Genomic DNA, 23,793 nt, shown 5'->3' with positions numbered 1-23,793 from the left:
GCATTACGATCGTGCCCATGCCCGCGACTACTACCGCTGCTACGGCCTCGGGGCTGTGCCAGTTCATCGATGCCTCGCCGAGCCCGTTCCACGTCTGCCGGACGGTCGCGGCGGAGCTGGACACGCACGGATTCACCCGGCTCGCGGAGGCGGCGGCCTGGCCGGCGGCGCCCGGCCGGTACTACGTGGTCCGCGGCGGCTCGCTGATCGCCTGGGCGAGCACCGATGACACCACGCTGCCGTTCCGTGTTCTCGGCGCGCATACCGACAGCCCGAATCTGCGGGTCAAGCAGCAGCCGGATCTGTCCAGCGCCGGCTGGCAGCTGGTCGGGCTGGAGCCCTACGGCGGCGCGTGGCTGAACTCCTGGCTGGACCGGGAGCTCGGCATCTCCGGGCGGCTCAGTGTGCGCGACGGGAACTCGTTGCGCGACACGCTGGTTCGCATCGATGATCCGATCCTGCGGGTGCCGCAGCTGGCCATCCACCTGTCCGAGGATCGGCGCGGCGTGCAGCTCGATCCGCAGCGGCACGTGAACGCCGTGTGGGGGGTGGCCGCCCGGCCGCAGCCGTTCCTGGATTACGTCGCCGAACGCGCCGGGGTCGACCCGGACGCGGTGCTGGGCTGGGAACTGATGACCCACGACCTGACCCCGAGCCGGCTGATCGGCCGCGATCAGGACCTGCTCAGCGCGCCCCGCCTGGACAACCAGGGCACCTGCTACGCGGGCCTGCACGCCTTCCTCGCCGCGCTCGCCGAGCCCGGTGCGGCGGTGCCGGTGCTGGTCATGTTCGACCACGAGGAGGTCGGCAGCCAGTCCGATCGCGGCGCGCAGTCGGATCTGCTGCCGACGGTGCTGGAGCGGATCGTGCTGGCCCGGGGCGGCGGCCGGTCCGAATTCCTCACGGCGCTGGCCGGTTCCGTCGTCGCGTCCGGTGATATGGCGCACGCGACGCACCCGAACTACCCGGACCGGCACGAGCCCGCGCACCGCATCGAGGTGAACGGCGGACCGGTGCTGAAGGTGAACCAGAACCTGCGCTATGCCACCGACGCCGCGGGTGCGGGCGCCTTCGCGCTGGCCTGTGCGCAGGCCGGAGTTCCGTTGCAGCGCTACGTGCATCGCGCGGATCTGCCGTGCGGCTCCACGGTCGGGCCGATGACGGCCGCGCGCACCGGCATGACCACCGTCGATGTCGGCGCACCGCAGCTGGCCATGCACTCGGCGCGGGAAATGATGGGCACGGCCGACGTGCCGGCCTACGCGGCCGCGCTCGCCGCCTTCCTCACGCCCACCGCCGAGGACTGAACGGCCGCGAAGATCAGCACCGCGAGCGCGGCCAGCACATAACTGCTGCCGACCAGCTGCTGCCACCAGGTCCACTCGAGTTCGCGCTGCCAGGGCAGATGCCACTGCGGCCCGATGAGCAGCAGCGCCACGAAGGCGGCGACTGTCCCGAGGAACCATGGGTTCCGGTTGCCGCGCTCGAAGGCGTTGGCGGCGACAACAAGCGCGGGCGCGGTCCAGACCCAGTGATGCGACCACGACACAGGCGAAATCAGCAGCAGCGCAAAGGCATTCACCAGCAGTGCGGTAACCGTCGCGCCCTCGTCGAGCAACCGGCGCATCCAGACCACGGCGAGCGCGAGCGTGCACCCCGCCAGCGTGAGCCACAGCGCGGTCGCCACCGGCGCGTCCAGCCCGAGCCGGAACAGCAGGCCTTTGAGCGACTGATTGCCCGCGAAATGCGGCGTCCCGATGCGGCCGGTGTCGGCGACGGTGTGGAACCAGTACTGCACCGAATCCTTGGGGAACAGCAGGAACCCGGCGCCCACCGCGGCGACCGCGGCGATCCCGATGTTGCGCACGGACTGCCAGTCCCGGCGCAGCAGGAAGTACAGCAGGAACGCGGCCGGAACCAGCTTCACCGAGATCGCGATCCCGATCAGCATCCCGCGCGGCCAGACCGGTTTGCGCACCAGGCAATCGGCGGTGACCGCCGCCATCAGCAGCAGATTGATCTGGCCGAACCCGAAGGTCTGGCGCACCGGTTCCAGCAGCTGCGCCAGTGCGACCGCGCCGAGGACGAGCGCCAGGGCCGCCGGGCGCGCGAGTTCGGGCCGGAGCCGGGCCAGCACCAGCCACAGCGTGATCCCGAGACTCAGCACCGACAGCACGATCATCGCCACCTCGGCGGCGGGCAGCGGCAGCAAGGCCAGCGGGGTGAAGAACAGCGCGGCCAGCGGGGGATAGGTGAACGGCAGATGGATGCCGAGCACCTGCGGCAACTCGCCGTAGAGGTCGTTGCCGTCGAGCCAGGCCTGCGCGCCGTTGCGGTAGACGAGCAGATCGATGTAACCCCGCCACCACTGCATCCGCAGCGAGACCAGCACGGAAACGACGAAGGCCACGGCCGCGACGATCAACCACCGAAGACCCGAACTCGGCACCGCTCGATCACTCATGATTCCGCCTCGCTGCCCCTGGGTTCCATCATGACCGAGTGAGCCACAGTGTGACTTTCACTGCTCGCGCTCACCGCCGACAGCGTAATGGTGCGCGGGCTCCTCGAAGCGTCTTCGGCAACCGGGCGTTTCGCGGCCAAATAGTGGCTTCTGACAAGGCTTTACGTTGTTCGCCAGGAAACCGTTCTGATCCTATGGCAATCGCAGGGCAAACGCTCCCCAGTTCTCTACCCGGGTAGGCACCGGCCGACCTGGGCGCTCCCTCTAGACTGAGCCGCAGGCACCTCGCCGTATTCCCCAGGCCAGGCCGAAAGGACCCAGGTACTCCGTGACTCCGCAGGTCGATACCGTCAGCGCAGCCGCAGCAACCCCCGATGCGCCGCAACCGTACAAAGAACTCGGCCTCAAGGACGACGAGTACGCCCGCATCAAGGAGATCCTCGGCCGCCGGCCCACCGATGCCGAGCTGGCCATGTACTCGGTGATGTGGAGCGAGCACTGCTCCTACAAGTCCTCGAAGGTGCATCTGCGCTACTTCGGCGAGACCACCACCGACGAGATGAAGGCCTCGATGCTCGCGGGCATCGGCGAGAACGCCGGCGTGGTCGACATCGGCGACGGCTGGGCGGTCACCTTCAAGGTGGAATCGCACAACCACCCGTCCTACGTGGAGCCCTACCAGGGTGCGGCCACCGGTGTCGGCGGCATCGTGCGCGACATCATGGCCATGGGCGCGCGGCCCATCGCGGTGATGGATCAGCTGCGCTTCGGCGCCGCCGACCACCCGGACACCCGGCGCGTGGTCGACGGCGTGGTGCGCGGCGTCGGCGGCTACGGCAACTCGCTCGGCCTGCCGAATGTCGGCGGCGAGACCGTATTCGACGCCTCCTACCAGGGCAACCCGCTGGTGAACGCGCTGTGCGCCGGTGTCATGCGGGTCGAGGACCTGCACCTGGCGTTCGCGTCCGGCACCGGCAACAAGATCATTCTGTTCGGCGCGCGCACCGGCCTCGACGGCATCGGCGGCGTCTCCGTGCTCGCCTCGGACACCTTCTCCGGCGACGAGTCCGGCACCGGCCGCAAGAAGCTGCCCGCCGTGCAGGTCGGCGACCCGTTCACCGAGAAGGTGCTCATCGAGTGCTGTCTGGAGCTGTACGCGGCCGGTCTGGTCGTCGGCATCCAGGACCTCGGCGGCGCCGGACTCTCCTGCGCCACTTCCGAACTCGCGGCCGCGGGCGACGGCGGCATGCACATCGACCTGACCAAGGTCCCGCTGCGCGCCGCCGGCATGACCCCCGCCGAGATCCTCTCCAGCGAATCGCAGGAGCGGATGTGCGCGGTCGTCACCCCCGAGAACGTGGACGCGTTCATGGCCGTCTGCAAGAAGTGGGACACCCTGGCCACCGTCATCGGTGAGGTCACCGACGGCGACCACCTGGTCATCTCCTGGCACGGCGAGACCGTGGTGGACGTGCCGCCGCGCACCGTCGCGCATCAGGGCCCGGTCTACGAGCGCCCGGTGCGGCGCCCGGATTACCAGGACGCGCTGATCGCCGACACCGCCGACACCCTGTCCCGGCCCAAGACCGGCGACGAGCTGCGCGCCACCCTGCTGCAGATGCTGGCCAGCCCGCAACTGTGCAGCCGCAAGTGGATCACCGAGCAGTACGACCGCTACGTGCGCGGCAACACCGTGCTCGCCGAGCACGCCGACGCCGGCGTCATCCGGATCGACGAGGAGTCCGGCCGCGGTATCGCGCTGGCCACCGACGCCTCCGGCCGGTACACCAAACTGGATCCCTACGCCGGCGCGCAGCTCGCGCTGGCCGAGGCGTTCCGCAATGTCGCCACCACCGGCGCCACCCCGAAGGCCGTCAGCAACTGCCTGAACTTCGGCTCCCCGGAGGATCCGGGCGTGATGTGGCAGTTCCAGCAGGCCGTGCGCGGCCTCGCGGACGGCTGTGTGGCCCTGGGCATTCCGGTCACCGGCGGCAACGTCAGCTTCTACAACCAGACCGGCCAGGACGCCATCCTGCCGACCCCGGTGGTCGCTGTGCTCGGTGTCATCGACGACGTGCACCGGCGCATCCCCACCGGCCTGGGCCTGGAGCCGGGCGAGACGCTGATCCTGCTCGGCGAGACCCGCGACGAGTTCGGCGGCTCCATCTGGTCGCAGGTCGCCCACGATCACCTCGGCGGCGTGCCGCCGCAGGTCGACTTCGCCCGGGAGCAGCTGCTCGCCGAGGTGCTGAAGTCGGGTTCGCGCGACGGCATGATCAGCGCCGCGCACGACCTGTCCGAAGGCGGCCTGGCCCAGACCGTGGTGGAGGCCGCGCTGGCCGGCGAAACCGGCTGCCGCATTCTGCTTCCCGAGGGCTCCGACCCGTTCGTCCAGCTGTTCTCCGAATCCGCGGGGCGCGTGCTGGTGGCGGTCCCGCGTACCGAGGAGACCCGCTTCACCAAGATGTGCGACGCCCGCGGCCTGCCGTGGACCCGCATCGGCGTGGTCGACCAGGGCTCCGACGAGCTCGAGGTGCAGGGCCAGTTCACCGTGCCGCTGGCGGAACTGCGTACCGCCTTCGAAGGCACCCTGCCCGCACTGTTCGGCGCGCACATCGCCTGACCTCCCACGCCGAAAGGCGGGTCCGGTACACCCCTCGTGTACCGGACCGCCTTTCGCCGTTGTCAGATCGTCTTGAACGGATCGTGTTCGGCCATCAGCTTTTCCATCCGCGCCTGATCGATCCGGGAGTGCAGGTGCTCCGATTCGTGCCGGTCCCGGATCACCTTCGCCAGCGTGAAAGCACTGGTCACCAGGAACAACAGCGACATGCCGAGAAACCCGCGCTGCCACGCGTCCAGTGGGAGATAGAAAACGCCGACGCCCGCCCCGAAAAAGCTGACGCCGAACGCGATCGCGGCCTGGGCGATGAATGCCGAGGTGGTCTTCGGCTGGGCGTTAGGTGTGCTCATAGCGACAATCTTCGCGAGATCCGCTGCGCCGCAACCCTGTGGAACTACTCGAGCGGCGTGGGTAGTTGCCGGGCGCGGTGCGGGGGTTGTCGCCGCGGACCTTCATACTGTTCGGGTGCTCGAAAAGGCCAGTGCCCTGACGAGGCTGCGTACGCGCGGCGTCGTGGTGGTGCGCCGCGTCGAGAACATCATCGATCTCAACTATGTCGGCCTGATCTTCGCGACCCTGTTCTTCGCACTCTCGGTGACACCGTCACTGGTGCCGCGAGACTGGCTGTTCCAGGGCCTGATCAGCGGCATCAACGCCGCGCTCGGCTACGGCGTCGGCTGCCTGCTGGAATGGCTGTTCCGGGTCTGGCTGCGGCATTCGCCCAAGCTGGGTCCGTGGTTGCGCGCGGCCATCCCGCCGACCTGGGTGCGCTACGCGGTGAAGTCGTCGATCCTGCTCACCGCCGCGCTGACCGCCGCCCTGATGCTGGTGCAGTCGGCGCGCTGGCAGCGCGAGATCACCGCGCTGATGGGCATGGAAGGCACCACGACGCCCGCCTATCTGCGCACCGGCCTGCTCAGCCTGGCGGTCGGGGCCGCGGTGGTGGCGGGGTACCGCACCCTCCGGGAAATCGTGCTCGCCCTGGCTCGCCAGCTCAATCGCTGGATCCGGGTGCCGCGCGAATTCGCCCCGGCGCTGGGGTTGCTGCTGATCACGATCTTCACCGTGACCGTCGTCAACGGCGTTGCCTCCCGCGCCTTCTTCGCCGTCGCCAACTCCGCGTTCAGCGTCCGCAACGACCACACCTCCGTGAACGCGGTGCAACCGCAGCTGACCGAACGCTCCGGCAGCCCGGCCTCGCTGGCGCGCTGGGAGACCCTCGGCTTCGAAGGCCGCTGGTTCGTCTCGCACGGACCGACGGCGAGCCAGATCGCCGCGATCACCGGAAAGCCCGCGCGCGAACCGATTCGCGCTTACATCGGCCTGGAATCGGCGGCCGACCCGGAGGCCCGGGCCCAGCTCGCCGCCGCCGAACTCGAGCGCACCGGCGCCTTCGACCGCAAGGTCATCGTGGTCGTCACCACCACCGGCACCGGCTGGGTGAACTCGCTGGCGGCCGGCGCCGTCGAGTACATGTACGGCGGCGACACCGCGATCATCGCCTCGCAGTACTCGTATCTGCCCAGCGTCCTGTCCTTCCTCGCCGACCGCGGCAAGGCCAGCACCGCGGGCGAGCTGGTGTTCGACGCGGTGCACACGCATTGGTCGGCCCGGCCGACCGGGGCCCGCCCGAAACTGCTCGTCTACGGCGAGAGTCTCGGATCGCAGGGCTCCGAGGCCGCCTTCGACGGACTGTCCGACCTCCGTGCGAAGGTCGACGGCGCGCTCTGGGTCGGTCCGCCCAACTCGAACGAGATGTGGAAGCAACTGGTTTCGCGCCGCGACCCCGGTTCCCGGGAGGTCGAGCCGATGTACGCCGACGGGCTGGTGGTCCGATTCGCCGCCGGCAGCGCCGATCTCGCCCGCCCCAGCACCGAGTGGCGGGCCCCGCGCATCGCCTACCTGCAGCACCCCTCCGACCCGATCGTCTGGTGGTCGCCGGATCTCATCTTCTCCCAGCCGGATTGGCTGGCCGAACCACGCGGGTCCGACGTCTCCTCGCAGATGCGCTGGTGGCCCTTCGTGACCTTCTGGCAGGTGGCCGCCGACCTCACCAACGCCCAGGGCGTCACCGACGGCCACGGTCACCGCTACGGCTCACTGGTCCTGGACGGCTGGGTCGCGATCGCCGAGCCCCCGGACTGGACCGCCGAGCTCTCCGACAAGATCCGCGCCCAGCTCGAATCCGCCGAGGATCTGGAGCGCGAGCTCAAGTGAGCGCCGGCGCCCCTCCGTCATCCCGGCGCCCGCCGGGACCCGGTAGCACCACGGAAACCATTGCTGCCATTGCCCTTCCACTGCTGTGGAGCAATCTCCTGCTTCCCGGTCTGCGCTTGAATCTGCGCGGGCGCACGACGGCCAACGCCGCCTTCGCCACGGCCTATGCTGTGGTGTTTCGTGGCGCACCGCACTGGATTTCGGCTCGTGGCCTGCGGATAGGTCTCGCTTCGGCCGGTGTGGTCGCCGCTGGATACGTTGTGGCACTTGCCGTTCCGGAGCTGCGGGCGAAGTTGATCGAGTTCGCGGATCGGGAATCCGAGGTCGCGCCCGCCGAATGGGCCGCGGTCCATATCCCGATCGGCACCGCCTACAGCGAGGAGCTGATCTTCCGCGGCACCTTGGAACCTTTGCTGGACAACGCTTTCGGTGCGCGGACGAGCGCGTTCCTCGGCGCGCTGACCTTCGGCCTCTGGCATGTCCACCCCGCCCGCGCCACCGGCGACAGCGTTGCGGGCACGGTCGCCCTCACCACCCTCGGCGGCCTGGTCTTCGGCCGGCTGCGCCGGTGCGGCGGCAGCGCCACCGCCCCCTTCCTGCTGCACTGGGCCCTGAACGCGGGCGGCGTACTGGCTCCGCGCCTGGCCCGCCGCTCTGTCGAGCCTGTCGGACCCGCACAGTAACCTCGCCTGCGTGGCAGGACGAACGACCGTTGACCCCGCCGAGCTGCGCGCGGCCGTGGCGGCGGTGACCCCTTGGCTACTGGACGCCGCGCTCGACGCGCCGCCGCGCGCCGCCCTCGCCGCGGCGGTCCGCGGTACCGCGCGCACCCTGGCCGCCTCCGCGCCGGGCCACTCGGTGGAGGTCCGCGTGCCGCCGTTCGTCGCGGTGCAGTGCGTCGAGGGCCCGCGCCACACCCGCGGAACCCCGCCCAACGTGGTCGAAACCGACCCGCGCACTTGGCTGTTGCTGGCGACGGGGCTGCTGGAATTCGCCGACGCTGTCGACGCGGGCACCCTGACCGCTTCCGGTAGCCGTGCGCCCGAGGTCGCGCACTGGCTGCCGATAGCGAAACCGGCCTCCGGCTGAGCTACGCCAGGTCGACGGTCACCCACTGCGCCAGCTCGGCTTCGAGCGACGGGGTGCCGTTCCACGGGTTGTTCTGGAAATTGGTGTCGGTGAGCAGGGCTTTGTACGGCGCTTTCGGGTAGCCCTCGTTGGTGACCTCCATGATGGTGGTCCGGATGAAGATCAGTGGCGTCTTCTTCAGGAAGTGCGCGAGGTCGGTGGCGGCGGGGCGGAGGTCGTCGATGCTGACCGAACTCGGCGCGGTGAGTTCGAAGCGGACCTTGATCCGCCCTGGCTGGTCGATCAGATCCGTGGCGTCGACCTCGGACAGGCAGATCCCGGCGGGCAGGATCTTGCGTTTGGTGATCTCGACCGTCAGGTACTTCTCGTCCGCGTTCTGCTCGCTCGCGGCGGTTTGGTCGGTGCATCCCCCCGCACTCTGCGTGCTCGATTCGGAGCCGCAACCGGCTGTCATCGTGAGCCCGGCGACCGCCGCGGCGATCGCGGACAGCGAGCGCCAGCCGACCGGCATGACTCGGCCTTCAACACTGTGCATCAGAACCCCCACTTGCTGCGAAAACACCGCCACGTCGGCAGTCGCGACCACCTTGTACGCACGCGCGGCCTTTGTCAAACCTCTCGTCGAGATCTACAAATCGTGAAATACACTGTGGGCCAGATGACTTCGTGATCTGCGCGGACCCGTGGCGGCGCCGCCCCCCGGCTGTGCACCGCCACAGGCCGCCGCTGTCACTCGACGACGACCTCCGCGCCGCGATGCAGCCCCTTGCGGTCGTAGAACCGGGTGACCAGCAGGCCGAGGACCAGTCCGATGGCCATGCCCAGCAGCGACATCCAGACGCCGCGCCCCAGACCGGCCTGGTAGTTCCCGTCGAAGTAGAGGATCGCCCGGACCCCGAGGAAGACCTGGTGCATCGGCTCGAACTGCGCCAGCCAGCCGAAGTACGGGGGAGTCGCCTCGATCGGGACGGTGCCGCCGGAGGACGGCAAGCCCAGAATGATGAACAGGATCAGGTTCACCAGCAGGCCCGCCGAACCGATGGCCGCGAGAATGGACAGGCCGGTGATGCCGACGGCCGCGATCGCGAGCACACCGAACAGATACAGCAGGTACGAGTTGTTCATCGGCATGCCAAGGGCCTTGCCGACCAGAACGAAGACTCCCGACACCACGAACGACGTCAGAACCATCACGCCCCACTTGATCAGCAGGGTCTTGAACCGGGAGATCTGCGTGCGCGGATAGTGCACGAACCAGGGCCCGTATTCGGTGGGCACGACGCCGAGCGCCGCGTCCAGCATGGTGTGGATGGTCATCGAGCCGACCAGGCCGGCGAGCAACAGCAACAGGGCGTAGAAGAAGGCCGTCAGGCCCTCGCCGGTGCCCGAGGGCAGCTGGCGGAACGGTTCGACGATGATGTCGACCGGATTGGCCAGGGCGAGGCGAGTGGCGCCGGTCAGCTCCGGGGCCGGGCCGCCGTCGGGCGGCGTCAGCTGAACTTTCACCTGCTCGGTGAGCTGTTCGCCGACCTGTTTGTCGACCTGCGCCAGTGCTTCGTTGCCGACCTTCTGCACGATATTGGTGACGAACGCGCCGGTCCGCGGGTTGGTCTGCAAGGTGATGACCGGCTTCTGGATATCGCCGGGGATCACGCTGCCGGCGCCGAGAATGCCGAGTCGTTTGCTGAAATCGCTCGGAATCACGATGGTGCCGTAGACCTGGCCGTTCTGCATCTGCAACTCGGCCTCGTTGATGCCGAGCTCGCGCAGATCGACCTTGTCCGCGGGAATGCCCTCTTTGAGAGCCGCGGCGATCTGGGTGCCGAAGTTCACCTGTTTCTGGGCGTCCGGCGGCCCGGTGACGTCGCCCTCGTCCTGGTTGACGAGCGCGATCGGGAAGTCGTGCAGGTTCTTCTCCGGGTCGACCACGTAATCGAGGTACATGGTGCCCAGCAGGGCCATGAACAGCGTCAGCACCACCACCGGGGCGAGCCAGGCGCGCGGTCGCAGGCGAGGGGTCCGGGTCGTCTCCACTTCCTCCGATGTCGTCACGCCCGGACCGTAACAGCAGATGAAGCCGATATTCGGCACCTCCGGCCGGTGTCTCGGATCACTCCTCGCGGCGGATTGCCGCCAGTATGCGGTGGCGGTGCTCCGCGCCGGATTTCCATCCGTAGAATGAGGTTGCCCCCAGCCCGCCCGAATAGGGAGCAAACGTTGACCGACGTCAGCCAGGCAGTCATTCCCGATCAGGACGAGAACGAACCACGCGAAGAGTGTGGCGTTTTCGGTGTCTGGGCCCCGAGCGAGGACGTGGCCAAGCTCACGTACTACGGGCTCTACGCATTGCAGCACCGCGGCCAGGAGGCGGCGGGTATCGCGGTGTCGGATGGTTCGCAGATCCTGGTGTTCAAGGATCTGGGTCTGGTGAGCCAGGTCTTCGACGAGCAGACGCTCGCGGCGATGCCGGGCCATATCGCCGTCGGCCACTGCCGCTACTCCACCACGGGCGGTGTGACCTGGGAGAACGCGCAGCCGATCTTCCGCACCACCGCCGTCGGTTCCGGACTTGCCCTGGGCCACAACGGAAATCTCGTCAACACCGCCGAATTGGCGACCCGCGCAAGGGAACTCGGGCTCGTGGGCGCGCCGATCCAGGGCGGCCGGCCGCAGCCGGTGGGCGCGACGTCGGACTCCGACGTGGTGACCGCGCTGCTCGCGCACGCCGCCGCCGATTCGTCCATCGAGCAGGCCGCGATGGAACTGCTGCCCACGCTGCAGGGCGCGTTCTGTCTGACCTTCATGGACGAGCACACGCTCTACGCCGCGCGTGATCCGCACGGTGTGCGCCCGCTCTGCCTGGGCCGGCTGGACCGCGGCTGGGTGGTCGCCAGCGAAACCGCAGCATTGGACATCGTGGGCGCCGCCTTCGTCCGCGAGATCGAGCCGGGCGAACTGCTGGCGATCGACGCCGAGGGCGTGCGATCGATGCGTTTCGCCAATCCGGAGCCCAAGGGCTGCGTCTTCGAGTTCGTCTATCTGGCCCGTCCCGACTCCACCATCTCCGGCCGCTCGGTGCACGCCACCCGCGTCGAGATCGGCCGCCGCCTGGCCAAGGAACATCCGATCGAGGCCGATCTGGTGATTCCGGTGCCGGAGTCGGGCACCCCCGCGGCGGTCGGTTACGCACAGGGCTCGGGCGTCCCGTACGGCCAGGGTCTGATGAAGAACGCCTACGTCGGCCGCACCTTCATCCAGCCCAGCCAGACCATCCGCCAGCTCGGCATCCGGCTCAAGCTGAATCCGTTGCGCGAGGTGATCCGCGGTAAGCGGCTCATCGTCGTCGACGACTCCATCGTGCGCGGCAACACCCAGCGCGCCCTGGTCCGCATGCTGCGCGAGGCGGGCGCCCTGGAGATCCATGTGCGCATCGCCTCGCCGCCGGTGAAGTGGCCGTGCTTCTACGGCATCGACTTCGCCTCGCGCGCGGAGTTGATCGCCAACGGGGCGGGCGGCGCCGACGACAGTTACGACGACATGGTGGAGGCGGTCCGCCGCTCCATCGGCGCGGACAGCCTCGGCTACATCTCCACCGAGGGCATGATCGCCGCCACCGAGCAGCCGCGCTCGCGCCTGTGCGCCGCCTGCTTCGACGGCGATTACCCGATCCCGCTGCCCACCGAGGCCGCCATCGGCAAGAACGTCCTGGAAGGCATGCTCAGCGGGCAGTCCGAGGCGATGCTGCTGAGCGACAACGCGAATGCGAGCGCCCTGAGCCGCCCGTAATTTCGAATCCGTACATCGAAGGCGTCCCCGCGGGGGCGCCTTCGGTCGTTTCTGCCCTGGCGTCAGCGTCGGTGTCATGCCCGGTGTCGTGGCCTACTCGAGACACCGAAAATCTGAAATCCAGGCCAACCTGGACATATGACCTGTCAAGGGGACTCCACGGTCGCCGGACACCGTCCGTCTGCTAACACCCCCGTGATTTTTTCTTCGAAAACGCAACTCGCCGGAAATGGTTCCTGGGTACGGTCCCCGTCATATCGGTAGTTCACCGTGCCCGAGCCGTGCCTGTGATCCAGGGTCACACGGCGCGGGCGCATGCTCGAGATGGGGCCTGAGTTGATTGTTTCAAGGACGCCTGGACGGCGCACCCGGACGAAGTGGGTCGCGGCGGTCGGCTTGGCCGCGCTGACGACCTCGGTCGTGGCGGGTTGTGGTTCCGGTAACAAGGATGAGGGCGGCGAGGCCGGTCTGCTCGTCGGCACTACGGACAAGGTGGTCGCGCTCGACCCCGCGGCCGTCTACGACAACGGTTCGCTGGTCGCCGAGACCCAGATCTATTCGTATGTACTGAATTTCGAGCCGGGCGACACCACGCCCAAACCGGACGCCGCGGAGAAGTGCGAGTTCACCTCGCCGACCGTCTACACCTGCAAGATGAAGCCGGGCTTGAAGTTCGCCAACGGAAACCCGTTGACCGCCAAGAGCGTCAAGCATTCCTTCGACCGGGTGCTCAAGATCAACGATCCGAACGGTCCCGCCGCGCTGCTGGCGAATCTCGCGAAGACCGAAGCTCCGGATGATCTCACCGTCGCCTTCACGTTGAAGGAGGCCAACGATCAGACCTTCCCGGCGATCCTGCCGACCAACGCCGGCCCGATCGTCGACGAAAAGGTGTTCCCCGCGGACCGCATCATTCCCGACGAGGAAGTGGTGGAGAAGAAGGGCTACTCCGGGCCGTACACCATCCTCAGCTACCAGAAGAACCAGCTGGTGGACTACCAGGCCAATCCTGACTACAAGGGCATCCTGGGAACGCCGAAGACCAAGCGGGTCTCCGCGAAGTACTACGCGACCGCCGACAACATGAAGCTGGATCTGCAGAACGGCGCACTCGACGCCGCCTACCGCTCCTTCACCCCGACCGACATCGAATCGCTGCGCGGCTCGGACAAGTTGAAGGTGACCGAGGGCCCCGGTGGCGAGCTCCGCTACATCGTGTTCAACATGAACACCATGCCCGGCGGCACCCCGGAGCAGAAGCTGGCCATCCGCAAGGCCATGGCCTCCTCCGTCGACCGCGCCGCGCTGGGGCAGAACATCTACAAGGGCACCTTCGCGCCGGCGTATTCGCATGTGCCGCAGGGCCAGCCGGGCGCGACCGAGCCGTTCAAGGAGCTCTACGGCGAGAAGCCGGATAAGGCCAAGGCCGCGAAGTACCTGGCCGACGCGGGCGTCGCGACTCCGGTCGAGATCAACCTGCAGTACAACCCCGACCACTACGGCCCCTCCAGCTCGGAGGAGTACGCGGCGGTGAAATCGCAGCTGGATGCCACGGGTCTGTTCAAGGTCAACCTGCAGTCCACCGAATGGGTCACCTACAACCGGGAACGCACCCAGGATGCCTACCCGATCTACCAGCTCGGCTGGTTCCCGGACTTCCCGGACCCGGACAACTACCTGTTCTTCGGCCCGAACAACTTCCTGCAGTCGCACTTCGAGGATCCGGCGATCAACGCCCTGCTGACCGCGGAGCGCACCGAGACCAACAAGACCAAGCGGCTGGAGATCCTGGCGCAGCTGCAGAAGGAACTGGCGGACAAGCACATTCCGACCCTTCCGCTGCTGGTCGGTAAGCAGATCGCGGTGTCCGGTAAAGACGTCCAGGGCATCACCTTGGACGGTTCCTTCAAGTTCCGATACACGACGCTGAGCAAGTGAGCTCAGTAGAAACGACCGGGTCCGAATCGGCAGTCGAGACCGAAAACTCGACTCCGATCCGGGCCCGGCGGTTCGGGCTGCCGCCGTGGATTTCGGGCGATTCTCGTCACGCTGCCCTGCTGCGGTATGTGGGTGTTCGGTTGCTGATGATCCCGCTGACCGCGTGGATTCTGGTGACCGTGGTGTTTTTCTTGATGCGGGTAATCGGTGACCCCATCACGGCGGCTTTGGGTGGCCGCATGAGCCCGGAACAGATCGATGCGCGTAAGGAGGCGGCCGGGCTGAATCGGCCGATCCTGACCCAGTATTGGGAGTATCTGTCCGGTCTGATGCGCGGTGATTTCGGCCGATCCCAAGACAATCGGCAGATCAGCGAGGTCATCATGACCTACGGCGCGGCGACGCTCGAGCTGGTGATCTGGGCGTTGATCGTGGCCTTCCTGGTGGGTATCCCGCTGGGTAGATACGCTGCGACACATCGGGATTCGGCTGCCGACGCCGGGCTGCGCATGTTCGCGATCCTGGCCTACGCGGCGCCGGTGTTCTTCGTCGGCCTGCTGCTGAAGCTGGTGTTCTCGATCAAGCTGGGCTGGCTGCCGGTGGCGGGCCGGGCCAGCACCAACGTCGAATTGCGATTGCAGCACGTCGAGCCGAAGACCAACATCATGGTGGTCGACGCGATCCTGTACGGGAACAACGACTATCTGATCGATGTGCTCAAACATGCTGTGCTGCCGTCGATTACGCTGGGATTGCTGACCGCGGGCGTATTCCTGCGCCTGGTGCGGATCAATCTGATCCAGACCCTGCGGTCCGGCTATGTCGAAGCCGCTCGGGCTCGCGGCCTGTCCTCGCGGGTGGTCACCGGGCGACATGCCTTCCGTAACTCGATGATTCCGATCGTCACGGTGATGGGCATGTACATCGCCATGCACTTCGGCGGCGCGGTGCTCACCGAGACAACCTTCGAATGGAAGGGGCTCGGTTACCAGCTCGCCGAATACCTCAAGGCCCGCGATTTCATCGCGGTACAAGGGATTGTCGCGTTCATCGCGGTGATGATCGCGGTGGCGAGCTTCTTGGTGGACATGGTTGTCGCGATGATCGACCCGAGGGTGAGGTTCTGATGACCACACCGGAATTGCTCAACGAACCGGTTGTCACGGCTCCGGTACCGCCGGTGGCCGGCAAGCGCGGAATACCCGGGCTACGGCTGTTCACGATGACCTCGGGACTACAGCGAGCCACGCTGATCTTCGGCCTCGCGCTGATCGCGATCTTCGTGCTCGCGGCGATCTTCGCGCCGTTGCTCGCGCCGTACGGTTTCTCCCAGATACAGGAGAACGGAACGGATTTCGTGCGCCAGCAGGCGCCGTCGGCGGAGCACTGGTTCGGCACCTCGGTGCGCGGCGAAGACGTGTTCTCCCGAGTGCTGTTCGGCGCCCGGACCGCGCTGTACGTGATCCTGACCTCGCTGGTGCTGTCGCTGTTCGTCGGCGTGCCACTGGGCCTGGTGTCCGGCTATATCGGACGCTGGCCGGACCGTGTGCTGGTGTTGTTCATGGACGCGATGTACGCCTTCCCGACGCTGCTGCTGGCGATCGTGGTGTCCATCGTGGTGGCCGGCGGCCAGTCCAGCAGCTTCGGCGGCGTGCTGTCGGCGGCGATCGCGATCACGGCGATCTTCGTGCCGCAGTACTTCCGGGTGGTGCGCAACGCCACCATCTCGGTGAAACAGGAACCCTATGTGGACGCCGCCCGGGTGACCGGAGCGTCCACCGGCCGAATCCTGTTCCGGCACATCTTCGCCAATGTCACCCAGTCGTTGCCGGTGATCATCACCCTCAACGGCGCCGAAGCGATCCTCACGCTGGCCGCGCTCGGCTTCCTCGGTTTCGGTATCGAACCGACCCAGGCCGCGGAATGGGGCTATGACCTCAACAAGGCGATTTCCGATGTCTCCAACGGCATTTGGTGGACCGGGATCTTCCCCGGTACCGCCATCGTGCTGGTGGTGCTCGGCATGACGCTGGTCGGCGAGAGCCTGAACGAGGTGCTCAACCCCCTGTTGCGGACCCGGCGCACCGCGCGTCCGACCGCGGTCGGGACCGACGTCATCGTCAGTGAAACCGGCACTCCCGAAGTGGATGCCGCGTCCGAGAACTCCGAAGTCGTGCTCAGCAAGGAGAACCGGGATGAGTAGCCAGCAGACCGGTGCAGCCGCGCTGTCCATTCAGGGGCTGTCGGTCACCTTCGCTACCGACGCGGGCCCGGTGCACGCCGTCGACAACGTGTCCTACGAGGTGTTCCCCGGCGAGGTGCTCGCCATCGTGGGGGAGTCGGGTTCGGGCAAGTCGGTGAGCTCGCGCACGGCGATGGCGCTGCTGCCGGGCACGGCCCAGGTCACCGGCTTGGTCACGCTGGGCACCCAGGCGATCACCAAGATGAGTGAGAAGCAGCTCACCGCCCTGCGCGGCGGCGCCATCTCGATGGTGTTCCAGGAACCGGGCTCGGCCCTGGATCCGCTGTTCACCGTCGGCTTCCAGATCTCGGAAGCCATTCGGGCGCATACGGATATGAACAAGAAGCAGGCCAAGGCGCGGGCGATCGAACTGCTCCGCCTGGTCGGGCTGCCCGATCCGGAGCACCGGGTGGATTACTACCCGCACCAGCTCTCCGGCGGGCAGAAGCAGCGCGTGGTGATCGCCATCGCCATCGCCTGCGAACCGAAGGTGATCATCGCCGACGAGCCGACCACCGCCCTCGATGTCACCGTGCAGGCCGAAATCCTGGAGTTGCTGCGCGATCTGCGTGATCGCATCGGCAGCGCCATCGTCCTGATCACCCACAACATGGGCGTGGTCGCCGACCTCGCCGATCGGGTCGTGGTGATGTGGAACGGCAAGGTCGTCGAAACCGCCCCGGTGGACGAGCTCTTCGCGAATCCGCGCGAGGAGTACACCCGCAAGCTGCTCGCGGCGGTACCGCACCTCGGCGCGCGCAAGGAGCCGTCCGGGCCGGTGCAGGTGACCGAACCGGCCGAGCCGTCCCTGGCGCAGTCGGAGGCCGAGGTCGAACGCGGGGCCGAGGCGGGCCGCGAGCCGGTGCTCGAGGTGTGCGATCTGGTCGTGGAGTTCCCGGGGCCGTTCGGCCGCCCGCGATTCAAGGCGGTCGACGATGTGAGTTTCACCATTGCGGCCGGCGAGACCGTCGGCCTGGTCGGTGAATCCGGCTCCGGCAAGTCCACCATCGGCCGGTGCGTAGCCGCGTTGCAGCGCCCCAGCTCCGGAGTGGTGCGGGTGCGCGGCGCGGAGATCTCGGGGATGTCGCAGCGTCAGCTGCGGCCGATCCGCAAACGCTTCGGTTTCGTCTTCCAGGATCCGGCGACCTCGCTCAACCCGCGGCTCACCGTGGGCGACTGCGTGGCCGAACCGCTGCTCGTGCACAAGATGGGCAGCGCCGCGGAGATCCGGGAGCGGGTGCGGCACATGCTCGACGACGTGCAGCTGCCCGCGGGCGCCGAACGCCGGTACCCGCACGAGCTGTCCGGCGGGCAGCGCCAGCGCGCCAGCCTGGCCCGGGCCCTGGTCACCGGACCCGACCTGCTGGTCGCCGACGAACCCACCAGCGCACTGGACGTGTCGGTGCAGGCGGCGGTGCTCGACCTGTTCGGCGAGTTACAGCGCGACTGCGGATGGGCCTGCCTGTTCATCAGTCACGACCTGGCCGTGGTGGACCAGCTGTCGGATCGCATCGTGGTGCTGCGCAACGGCGCGGTCGTCGAACAGGGCGACCGGGATCGCATCCTGCGCGATCCACAGCAGGAGTACACCCAGCGTCTGGTCGCCGCGGTGCCCGTGCCGGACCCGGTCGAGCAGCGGCGCCGGCGGGCCGAGACCGCGGCCCTGTTCGCCACGGAGGTGACGTAGTGGCAGTCCGGAGTGTCAACCGGGGCGGATATTTGCGAAAAGTGACAACTGATTTCGCACGGACATGGGCCTACGACCGGCAAAAGACGCGGAGCGGCGGGCCTGCCTGCCAACTCCGCTGCGGGGCCGTTATCCGGTTCCGGTAGCGTGAGCAGGCATCTATCCGCCGATTCGGTTTGGAGCTTTCCCCGAAAATGACTGAACAGACCCCCTCCGGTGCTGGGGCTTCCTACGCCGCGGCCGGCGTGGACATCGAAGCCGGTGACCGCGCAGTCGAGTTGTTCGGACCATTGGCGAAGAAGGCCAGCCGTCCCGAGGTGCAGGGCGGTCTGGGCGGCTTCGCCGGATTGTTCGCCCTCAAGGGCGGCTACCGCGAACCACTGCTCGCCGCCTCCACCGACGGCGTCGGCACCAAGATCGCGGTCGCGCAGGCGATGGACAAGCACGACACCGTCGGGCTCGACCTGGTCGCGATGGTCGTCGACGACCTGGTGGTCTGCGGCGCCGAGCCGCTGTTCCTGCAGGACTACATCGCCATCGGCAAGGTCGTCCCGGAGAAGGTCGCCGAACTGGTCTCGGGTATCGCCGAGGGCTGTGTGAAGGCCGGCTGCGCACTGCTGGGCGGCGAGACCGCCGAGCACCCGGGCCTGATGGACCCCGACGACTACGACCTGTCCGCGACCGGCGTCGGCGTCGTCGAGGCCGACTCGGTGCTCGGCCCCGACCGGGTGCGTCCCGGTGACGTGGTCATCGGCATGGGCTCCTCGGGCCTGCACTCCAACGGCTACAGCCTGGCCCGCAAGGTCCTGCTCGACATCGACCGGATGTCGCTGACCGGGCACGTCGAGGAGTTCGGCCGCAGCCTCGGCGAGGAACTGCTGGAGCCGACCCGCATCTACGCCAAGGACTGCCTGGCGCTGATCGCCGAGACCGACGTGCGCACCTTCGCCCACGTCACCGGCGGCGGCTTGGCCGCGAACCTGGCCCGGGTGCTGCCCGCGGGCATGGTGGCCGAGCTGGATCGCGGCACCTGGAGCCCGGCGCCGGTGTTCAAGATGATCGCGCAGCGCGGGCGTGTCGAGCGGGTCGAGATGGAGAAGACCTTCAACATGGGCGTCGGCATGGTCGCCGTCGTCGCGCCGGAGGACGTGGACCGGGCCCTGGCGGTGCTCACCGCGCGCCACATCGAGTGCTGGACGCTCGGCACGGTGAAGAAGGCCAAGGACGCCGACGCGTTGCGCGCGGTGCTGGTCGGCGAGCACCCGCGCTTCTGAACCACCGCTGAAACACTGCGAAGCCCCGGCCACGGCCGGGGCTTTTCGGTATGTGCGGACTCGTTGGCGGCCAAGGAGTTCCGAGCTTTGTCCAGCTACGACTCAGCGCCCCGCATCGTAGCGATGAGGGCGCTGATTTCGTTATGAAAAGTTGTACAGCGTTATCCGCAGCACGGTGTCAACGCTCGTAGGAGAGGCCCGCCGACCTCTCCTACGGTGAAGATCCGAATCTCAGCGGCGCCAGTCGTCGTCCTCATCCCAACTACGGGATGGGGACTCGTCTGCGTCGTGCTCCTCGGACAGCACTCCACCACTCATCTGAGAGTTGGGGCTACCCGAAAGCTCGCGCTGAAGGCTCGAGAAGTCGGTGTTATGCGTGCTGTACTTCAGCTCGCGTGCAACCTTGGTCTGCTTTGCCTTAGCCCGGCCACGGCCCATGGCTGACCCCCTCGCGTCACTGCGGGGCGGCCTGGGGTGTGTTGGCGGCCCCGTTCGAATTAATACTCTTCCTGACAGACACTTTAGCGTGTGTCCGGCGCTCGCGCTTCCAGGAGTGGGGGAAGTACTCCGGAAGTGGTGTCGTTTGCCCGGTTGTCGCCGTCTGCCCGGGTTGCCTACAGCGCGCCGGGGATGGCCCGGATCACCCCGACCCGGGCGCCGCCGCCCATGATCGGCAGGGCCGCGAGTTCGGTGTGCGCATCGGTCCATTCGATGCCCATGCGTTGCAAAATGGCCAGCGTCAAGGGCATTCGTGCCCGGTCATGGCCGTCATCGATCTTGTAGGCGAAAGCCGAACCGTCCGGCAGCGCGCCCGCGTGCACGCCGTCCGCGCCGATTTTGCAGACCAGGCCGGGTGTGGCTCGCATCGCCAGCAAGTCCGGAGCGTTCGTGCCGGAAATCACTCGCGGGTGCGCGCGAATCGCCTCGGCGACGCGCCGCTCCGGCGAGCCGGGCGCGGCGGTGGCCATCGTGGCGAACGCGCGCGCCAGATTCACCAGCGAGACCGGAATGATCGGCAGGCCACAACCATCGATGCCGAGATCGGTTTCGGGCTCGCCGGTGAGCTCGGTGATGGTGGCGATCACCGATTGCTGGAGCGGGTGGTTCTCGGCCAGGTACCCCTCGGTCGGCCAGCCGTTGATCTGGCAGGTCGCGAGCATGGCGGCGTGTTTGCCGGAGCAGTTCATGTAGACCTTGCGCGGCGGGCCGGCGGTGACGGCGGCGGCCCGGGCGCGGTCCTCGAACGGGTAGTCGGCCGGGCATTCGAGCTGCTTCTCGTCGAAGCCGAACCGCTCCAGCAGGCGCCGCACCAGGGCGACGTGCTCGGGTTCACCGAAGTGTGAGGCCGTGGTGATCGCCAGCTCGGCGTCGTCGGCCGGTTCGAAACCGTTGCGCAGCAGGGTGATCGCCTGCATCGGCTTGTTGGTCGAGCGCGGGAAGATCGGCAGGTGCACCTCGCCGAGCTCGAGCGTGGCCTCGCCGTCCGCGCCGAGGATGACCACCGAACCGCGATGCACACACTCCCGGAACCCGCTCCGAACAACCTCGACCAGCTCAACGCTCACGAGACTGCCTCCGTTCGCTGGGCCACGGCGCGGGCGGCGTTCGCGTGCCGGCGGGCGTGCCGGTCGATCTGCATGCGGACGTCATCGGAGATCGACGGCTCCGCCTCGAGCAGCAGGTTCAGCCGGTCCAGGTCCGCGCCGACGAACAGGTCGCGGGCGGTGACGCCGTGCTCGGGGACGTGCACCACGCGGACCTCGTCACCCGCGCCTATGCTGCCCTCGGTGAGCACGCGCAGGTAGGCGCCGGTATCGCTCTGCAGCGTGAAGCGCTTGACCCAGTGCGCCTCGCCGGACCAGTGCTGGAAGACCGCGCAGGGCACGCGCGGGGCGCTGACCTCGAGCAAGGTGTCGCCGATCGCCCAGCGGGCGCCGAGCACCGCGTCGCTGACCGCGAGCCCGTCGATGCGCAGGTTCTCGCCGAACCAGCCGGCGGGCAGGTCGCGACCGAGTTCGGCGGCCCAGCGCTGGGCGTCCTGCTCGGCGTAGGCGTAGACCGCCTGATGGACGCCGCCGTGGTTCTTGGTGTCGGCGACGTGGTCACCGGCGAGACCGAGCTTCTGTACCCCGACCCGGCCGGCCACCGGTCGCTTGTCGATCGCGGTGCGGCCGACCCGGCCCGGCACTTCGAGCTCGGCGTGCACGACACAGACCGCGAGCACCTCGGCCGGCATCACCGGCCGCGCAGACGGTCGACGGCGAGCCGGCCCGCCTGGGGTGTGTCGTCCACGGGGACCGAGTCGGGGTCGATCGCGGCGGCGGTCGGCCCGGCGGTGAGCGCGGTGTCGGCGGGCACCGCGCGCTTGACCAGAGCCAGCGCGATCGGGCCGAATTCGAAGTGATCGATGACGGTGCCCAGCCGGCCGACCGTGCGACCGCCGGCGGTGACGTCGTCGCCGGGCACGGGCCGTTCGTCGGCCGAGCCGTCCAGGTGCAGCAGCACCAGGTGGCGCGGGGGTTTGCCGAGGTTGTGCACGCGGGCGACGGTTTCCTGGCCGCGGTAGCAGCCCTTGTTCAGGTGCACCGCGCCGTACTCCTCGACGCCGCCGATCCAGCGGGCCTCGTGCGGGATGGTGCGATCGTCGGTGTCCTGGCCGATGCGCGGGCGTACGGCGGCCACCCGCAGCGCTTCGAAGGCCCACATGCCGGCCGGGACGGCGCCCGCTGCGGTCAGCTCGGCCCACCAGTGGCCGAGGCGTTCGCGGGGGATCAGCAGATCGAAGGAGTCCGCGGTCGGCCATGGCATGCGGCGCAGGAAGCCGCCGCTGGGCAGCGGCACGGCCTGCAAAGCGGCAGGCAGTGCGGTGATGCCCAGGGTGGCGGTGAGGTCGGCCACGCCGGGACCGAGCAGGCTCAGCACCGCGTAGTCGGCGGCGACCGGTTTCGCGTCGGCCCAGAACACCATCTTCTGCAGGAACGCGAGCAGATCGGGGCCGCGTTCGGCTTCGGTGTCGATCCACACGGTGCCGTCGAGCTCGGTCAGCACGAAGTGGTTGAGCACGCGGCCGTTGAGATCGAGATCGAGATTCTCGGCGGACTGCCCGTCGGACAGGTTCGCGACATGCTGGCTGGTGATGGTGTGCAGCCAGGTCAGGCGCTCTTTACCGGTGATGCTCAGGACGAAGCGATGGGACCGGTCGATTACCGCCGCGCGCTGCACGGCGGCGCGCTGTTCGCCGAACGGATCCCCGTAATGCCAGGCCACCGCGGCATCCGGAGAACCCGGAATTCCCGCGACAGCACCCGAGACGGAAAGAAGAGGACTGGGCACAACGACCACGGACACGTAAACCACTCTAGGCGCATCAGATCCTTCGCCGCGCTCAGGATGACCAGAAAGCGCCTATCCGGAACACAATGGGCTGGACAAAAGCCGAGCGAAGCGAGGCGTTGTCCAGCCGGTTACCCTACGCTCGACGGCATGGTAGATCGAGTTCTTGTAACACTCGACGGCGCGGTCCGGGATGCGGACGCGCCGTTGCTGTTTGCCGACGACATCGGTGTGCTGCGCGGTGACGGTGTCTTCGAGACGGTACTGGTGCGTAGCGGTAAAGCGTGTGCGATCGAACACCACCTAGGCCGGCTGCGGCACTCGGCGCAGGCTCTGGACCTACCCGAGCCGGAATTGGCGCGCTGGCGCGAGGCGGTCGAGACGGCCGCCAAGGAGTGGGGCAGCGAGCGCGAGGGCGTGCTGCGGATGGTGCTGACCCGGGGGCGCGACAGCGAACTACCCGGCGTGCAGGACAGCGTCACCTCCGGTGATCTGGCGGCCGCGGTACCGGTGCCGACCGCGTACGTGCTGGTCCTGCCGGTCGGGGCGCGGGTGGCCAAGGCCCGCACCGAAGGCATCAAGGTGGTGTCGCTGGCCCGGGGGATCTCGATCGATCTGGCGCAGGCCGCGCCGTGGCAGCTGCTCGGCGCGAAGACGCTGTCCTACGCGACGAATATGGCGGCGCTGCGATTCGCGCAGCGGATGGGCGCCGACGACGTGATCTTCACCAGCAACGAGAACCGGGTGCTGGAGGGCCCGCGATCGACGGTGGTGATCGCGCGGGACAAGCAGTTGCTCACGCCGCCCGCGAAGAACGGTGTGCTGCCGGGCGTTACGCAGCGCGCGCTCTACGCCGAGGCGGAGCAGGCCGGCTGGGAGTGCACCTATAAATCTTTGTTCACTGCGGATTTGCTCACGTGCGACAGCATCTGGCTGCTGTCCAGCATCACCCTGGCCGCTCGGGTGAACTCGCTGGACGGGCTGCGGATGTCGGCGCCGGACAATGCCGACGAGATCATCGAGCTGGTGGACCGGGGTATCGAGAAAGCGGGTTCGGTCCGCGACTGGTGAGCCGCAACGCCTTCGGCGACTGAGGAAATCGCGCCCCAGCTAACTTCCGGCGTGTCGTGTTGCAGAGCA

At 67.9% G+C, this 23,793-nt stretch carries 20 protein-coding genes; 12 read left to right on the top strand and 8 right to left on the bottom strand.

Features of this window, described 5'->3' with window-relative positions; all coding sequences use genetic code 11:
• Window positions 1-17: 17 nt before the first annotated feature.
• The gene (locus AB0M14_RS03040) at window positions 18-1,307 is read left to right on the top strand and encodes a M18 family aminopeptidase (protein WP_364988030.1); all 1,290 of its coding nucleotides are present in this window, start codon (window positions 18-20) and stop codon (window positions 1,305-1,307) included.
• On the opposite strand, the gene AB0M14_RS03035 is transcribed toward AB0M14_RS03040, so the two are convergent.
• Window positions 1,259-2,464, bottom strand: a complete 1,206-nt coding sequence (locus AB0M14_RS03035; protein ID WP_364988024.1) for a glycosyltransferase 87 family protein — start codon at window positions 2,462-2,464, stop codon at window positions 1,259-1,261. The genes AB0M14_RS03040 and AB0M14_RS03035 overlap by 49 nt on opposite strands.
• Before the next feature lie 328 nt (window positions 2,465-2,792).
• Here AB0M14_RS03035 and purL point away from each other — a divergent pair, with 328 nt between their 5' ends.
• Window positions 2,793-5,087, top strand: a complete 2,295-nt coding sequence (gene purL / locus AB0M14_RS03030) for a phosphoribosylformylglycinamidine synthase subunit PurL (RefSeq protein ID WP_364988018.1) — start codon at window positions 2,793-2,795, stop codon at window positions 5,085-5,087.
• Between the two features lie 62 nt (window positions 5,088-5,149).
• Here purL and AB0M14_RS03025 read toward each other — a convergent pair whose 3' ends face one another.
• Window positions 5,150-5,437: a YiaA/YiaB family inner membrane protein gene (locus AB0M14_RS03025; protein ID WP_364988015.1), complete on the bottom strand. Its 288-nt coding sequence runs from the start codon at window positions 5,435-5,437 to the stop codon at window positions 5,150-5,152.
• Window positions 5,438-5,552: 115 nt separating this feature from the next.
• Between AB0M14_RS03025 and AB0M14_RS03020 the strand changes: the two genes are divergently transcribed.
• From AB0M14_RS03020 to AB0M14_RS03010, 3 genes are all read left to right on the top strand, one after another.
• Window positions 5,553-7,304, top strand: a complete 1,752-nt coding sequence (locus tag AB0M14_RS03020; protein WP_364988011.1) for an alpha/beta hydrolase — start codon at window positions 5,553-5,555, stop codon at window positions 7,302-7,304.
• A gap of 260 nt (window positions 7,305-7,564) precedes the next feature.
• On the top strand, window positions 7,565-7,987 hold the full coding sequence (locus tag AB0M14_RS03015) for a CPBP family intramembrane glutamic endopeptidase (protein ID WP_364988007.1): 423 nt from the start codon (window positions 7,565-7,567) through the stop codon (window positions 7,985-7,987).
• A gap of 10 nt (window positions 7,988-7,997) precedes the next feature.
• Entirely contained in the window at window positions 7,998-8,393 is a 396-nt protein-coding gene (locus tag AB0M14_RS03010; RefSeq protein WP_364988002.1) for a sterol carrier family protein, read from the top strand.
• A gap of 1 nt (window position 8,394) precedes the next feature.
• Here the strand turns inward: AB0M14_RS03010 and AB0M14_RS03005 are convergent, their stop codons facing one another.
• Both AB0M14_RS03005 and AB0M14_RS03000 read right to left on the bottom strand, forming a co-directional pair.
• The gene (locus AB0M14_RS03005; protein WP_364988000.1) at window positions 8,395-8,928 is read right to left on the bottom strand and encodes a hypothetical protein; all 534 of its coding nucleotides are present in this window, start codon (window positions 8,926-8,928) and stop codon (window positions 8,395-8,397) included.
• A 194-nt stretch (window positions 8,929-9,122) separates the two neighbouring features.
• Window positions 9,123-10,445: an ABC transporter permease gene (locus AB0M14_RS03000; protein WP_364987996.1), complete on the bottom strand. Its 1,323-nt coding sequence runs from the start codon at window positions 10,443-10,445 to the stop codon at window positions 9,123-9,125.
• 165 nt (window positions 10,446-10,610) lie between these two features.
• Between AB0M14_RS03000 and purF the strand changes: the two genes are divergently transcribed.
• The 6 genes from purF to purM all read left to right on the top strand — a co-directional run bounded on the left by purF (window position 10,611) and on the right by purM (window position 19,320).
• Complete coding sequence (gene purF / locus AB0M14_RS02995; RefSeq protein WP_364987992.1) at window positions 10,611-12,179, top strand: amidophosphoribosyltransferase; 1,569 nt, start codon at window positions 10,611-10,613, stop codon at window positions 12,177-12,179.
• A gap of 420 nt (window positions 12,180-12,599) precedes the next feature.
• Window positions 12,600-14,117, top strand: coding sequence for an ABC transporter substrate-binding protein (locus AB0M14_RS02990; protein ID WP_364991255.1), 1,518 nt, complete (start codon window positions 12,600-12,602; stop codon window positions 14,115-14,117).
• Between the two features lie 116 nt (window positions 14,118-14,233).
• On the top strand, window positions 14,234-15,244 hold the full coding sequence (locus AB0M14_RS02985) for an ABC transporter permease (RefSeq protein WP_364991252.1): 1,011 nt from the start codon (window positions 14,234-14,236) through the stop codon (window positions 15,242-15,244).
• Between the two features lie 95 nt (window positions 15,245-15,339).
• Window positions 15,340-16,320, top strand: coding sequence for an ABC transporter permease (locus AB0M14_RS02980; RefSeq protein WP_364991248.1), 981 nt, complete (start codon window positions 15,340-15,342; stop codon window positions 16,318-16,320).
• The gene (locus tag AB0M14_RS02975) at window positions 16,313-18,046 is read left to right on the top strand and encodes an ABC transporter ATP-binding protein (protein ID WP_364987988.1); all 1,734 of its coding nucleotides are present in this window, start codon (window positions 16,313-16,315) and stop codon (window positions 18,044-18,046) included. The genes AB0M14_RS02980 and AB0M14_RS02975 overlap by 8 nt, the downstream gene beginning before the upstream one ends.
• Window positions 18,047-18,240: 194 nt before the next feature.
• Window positions 18,241-19,320: a phosphoribosylformylglycinamidine cyclo-ligase gene (purM, locus tag AB0M14_RS02970; protein WP_364987984.1), complete on the top strand. Its 1,080-nt coding sequence runs from the start codon at window positions 18,241-18,243 to the stop codon at window positions 19,318-19,320.
• 231 nt (window positions 19,321-19,551) lie between these two features.
• Here the strand turns inward: purM and AB0M14_RS02965 are convergent, their stop codons facing one another.
• From AB0M14_RS02965 to AB0M14_RS02950, 4 genes are all read right to left on the bottom strand, one after another.
• The gene (locus AB0M14_RS02965; protein WP_357329548.1) at window positions 19,552-19,758 is read right to left on the bottom strand and encodes a DUF3073 domain-containing protein; all 207 of its coding nucleotides are present in this window, start codon (window positions 19,756-19,758) and stop codon (window positions 19,552-19,554) included.
• A 176-nt stretch (window positions 19,759-19,934) separates the two neighbouring features.
• Window positions 19,935-20,885 (bottom strand): asparaginase, encoded by a 951-nt coding sequence (locus AB0M14_RS02960; protein WP_364987980.1) that lies wholly within the window; start codon window positions 20,883-20,885, stop codon window positions 19,935-19,937.
• Window positions 20,882-21,556, bottom strand: a complete 675-nt coding sequence (locus AB0M14_RS02955) for an MOSC domain-containing protein (RefSeq protein ID WP_364987977.1) — start codon at window positions 21,554-21,556, stop codon at window positions 20,882-20,884. The genes AB0M14_RS02960 and AB0M14_RS02955 overlap by 4 nt, the downstream gene beginning before the upstream one ends.
• Window positions 21,556-22,668, bottom strand: coding sequence for a folate-binding protein (locus tag AB0M14_RS02950; RefSeq protein WP_364987974.1), 1,113 nt, complete (start codon window positions 22,666-22,668; stop codon window positions 21,556-21,558). Before AB0M14_RS02950 ends, AB0M14_RS02955 begins: the two co-directional genes overlap by 1 nt.
• Window positions 22,669-22,803: 135 nt before the next feature.
• Between AB0M14_RS02950 and AB0M14_RS02945 the strand changes: the two genes are divergently transcribed.
• Window positions 22,804-23,724, top strand: coding sequence for an aminodeoxychorismate lyase (locus tag AB0M14_RS02945; RefSeq protein ID WP_364987970.1), 921 nt, complete (start codon window positions 22,804-22,806; stop codon window positions 23,722-23,724).
• Window positions 23,725-23,793 lie beyond the last annotated feature (69 nt).

This window comes from Nocardia sp. NPDC051832 (assembly GCF_040681285.1).
Lineage (GTDB): Bacteria > Actinomycetota > Actinomycetes > Mycobacteriales > Mycobacteriaceae > Nocardia.
The sequence above is the reverse complement of the archived record's forward strand: the minus strand, read 5'-3'. Positions and strand labels throughout refer to the sequence as shown.

Coding starts and splice junctions, on each gene's coding strand:
- purM (WP_364987984.1), top strand. CDS start 18,241: ATGACTGAACAGACCCCCTCCGGTGCTGGGGCTTCCTACGCCGCGGCC.
- AB0M14_RS02975 (WP_364987988.1), top strand. CDS start 16,313: ATGAGTAGCCAGCAGACCGGTGCAGCCGCGCTGTCCATTCAGGGGCTG.
- AB0M14_RS02955 (WP_364987977.1), bottom strand. CDS start 21,556: ATGCCGGCCGAGGTGCTCGCGGTCTGTGTCGTGCACGCCGAGCTCGAA.
- AB0M14_RS03040 (WP_364988030.1), top strand. CDS start 18: ATGCCCGCGACTACTACCGCTGCTACGGCCTCGGGGCTGTGCCAGTTC.
- AB0M14_RS02945 (WP_364987970.1), top strand. CDS start 22,804: ATGGTAGATCGAGTTCTTGTAACACTCGACGGCGCGGTCCGGGATGCG.
- AB0M14_RS02980 (WP_364991248.1), top strand. CDS start 15,340: ATGACCTCGGGACTACAGCGAGCCACGCTGATCTTCGGCCTCGCGCTG.
- AB0M14_RS02965 (WP_357329548.1), bottom strand. CDS start 19,758: ATGGGCCGTGGCCGGGCTAAGGCAAAGCAGACCAAGGTTGCACGCGAG.
- AB0M14_RS03005 (WP_364988000.1), bottom strand. CDS start 8,928: ATGCACAGTGTTGAAGGCCGAGTCATGCCGGTCGGCTGGCGCTCGCTG.
- AB0M14_RS03025 (WP_364988015.1), bottom strand. CDS start 5,437: ATGAGCACACCTAACGCCCAGCCGAAGACCACCTCGGCATTCATCGCC.
- AB0M14_RS03035 (WP_364988024.1), bottom strand. CDS start 2,464: ATGAGTGATCGAGCGGTGCCGAGTTCGGGTCTTCGGTGGTTGATCGTC.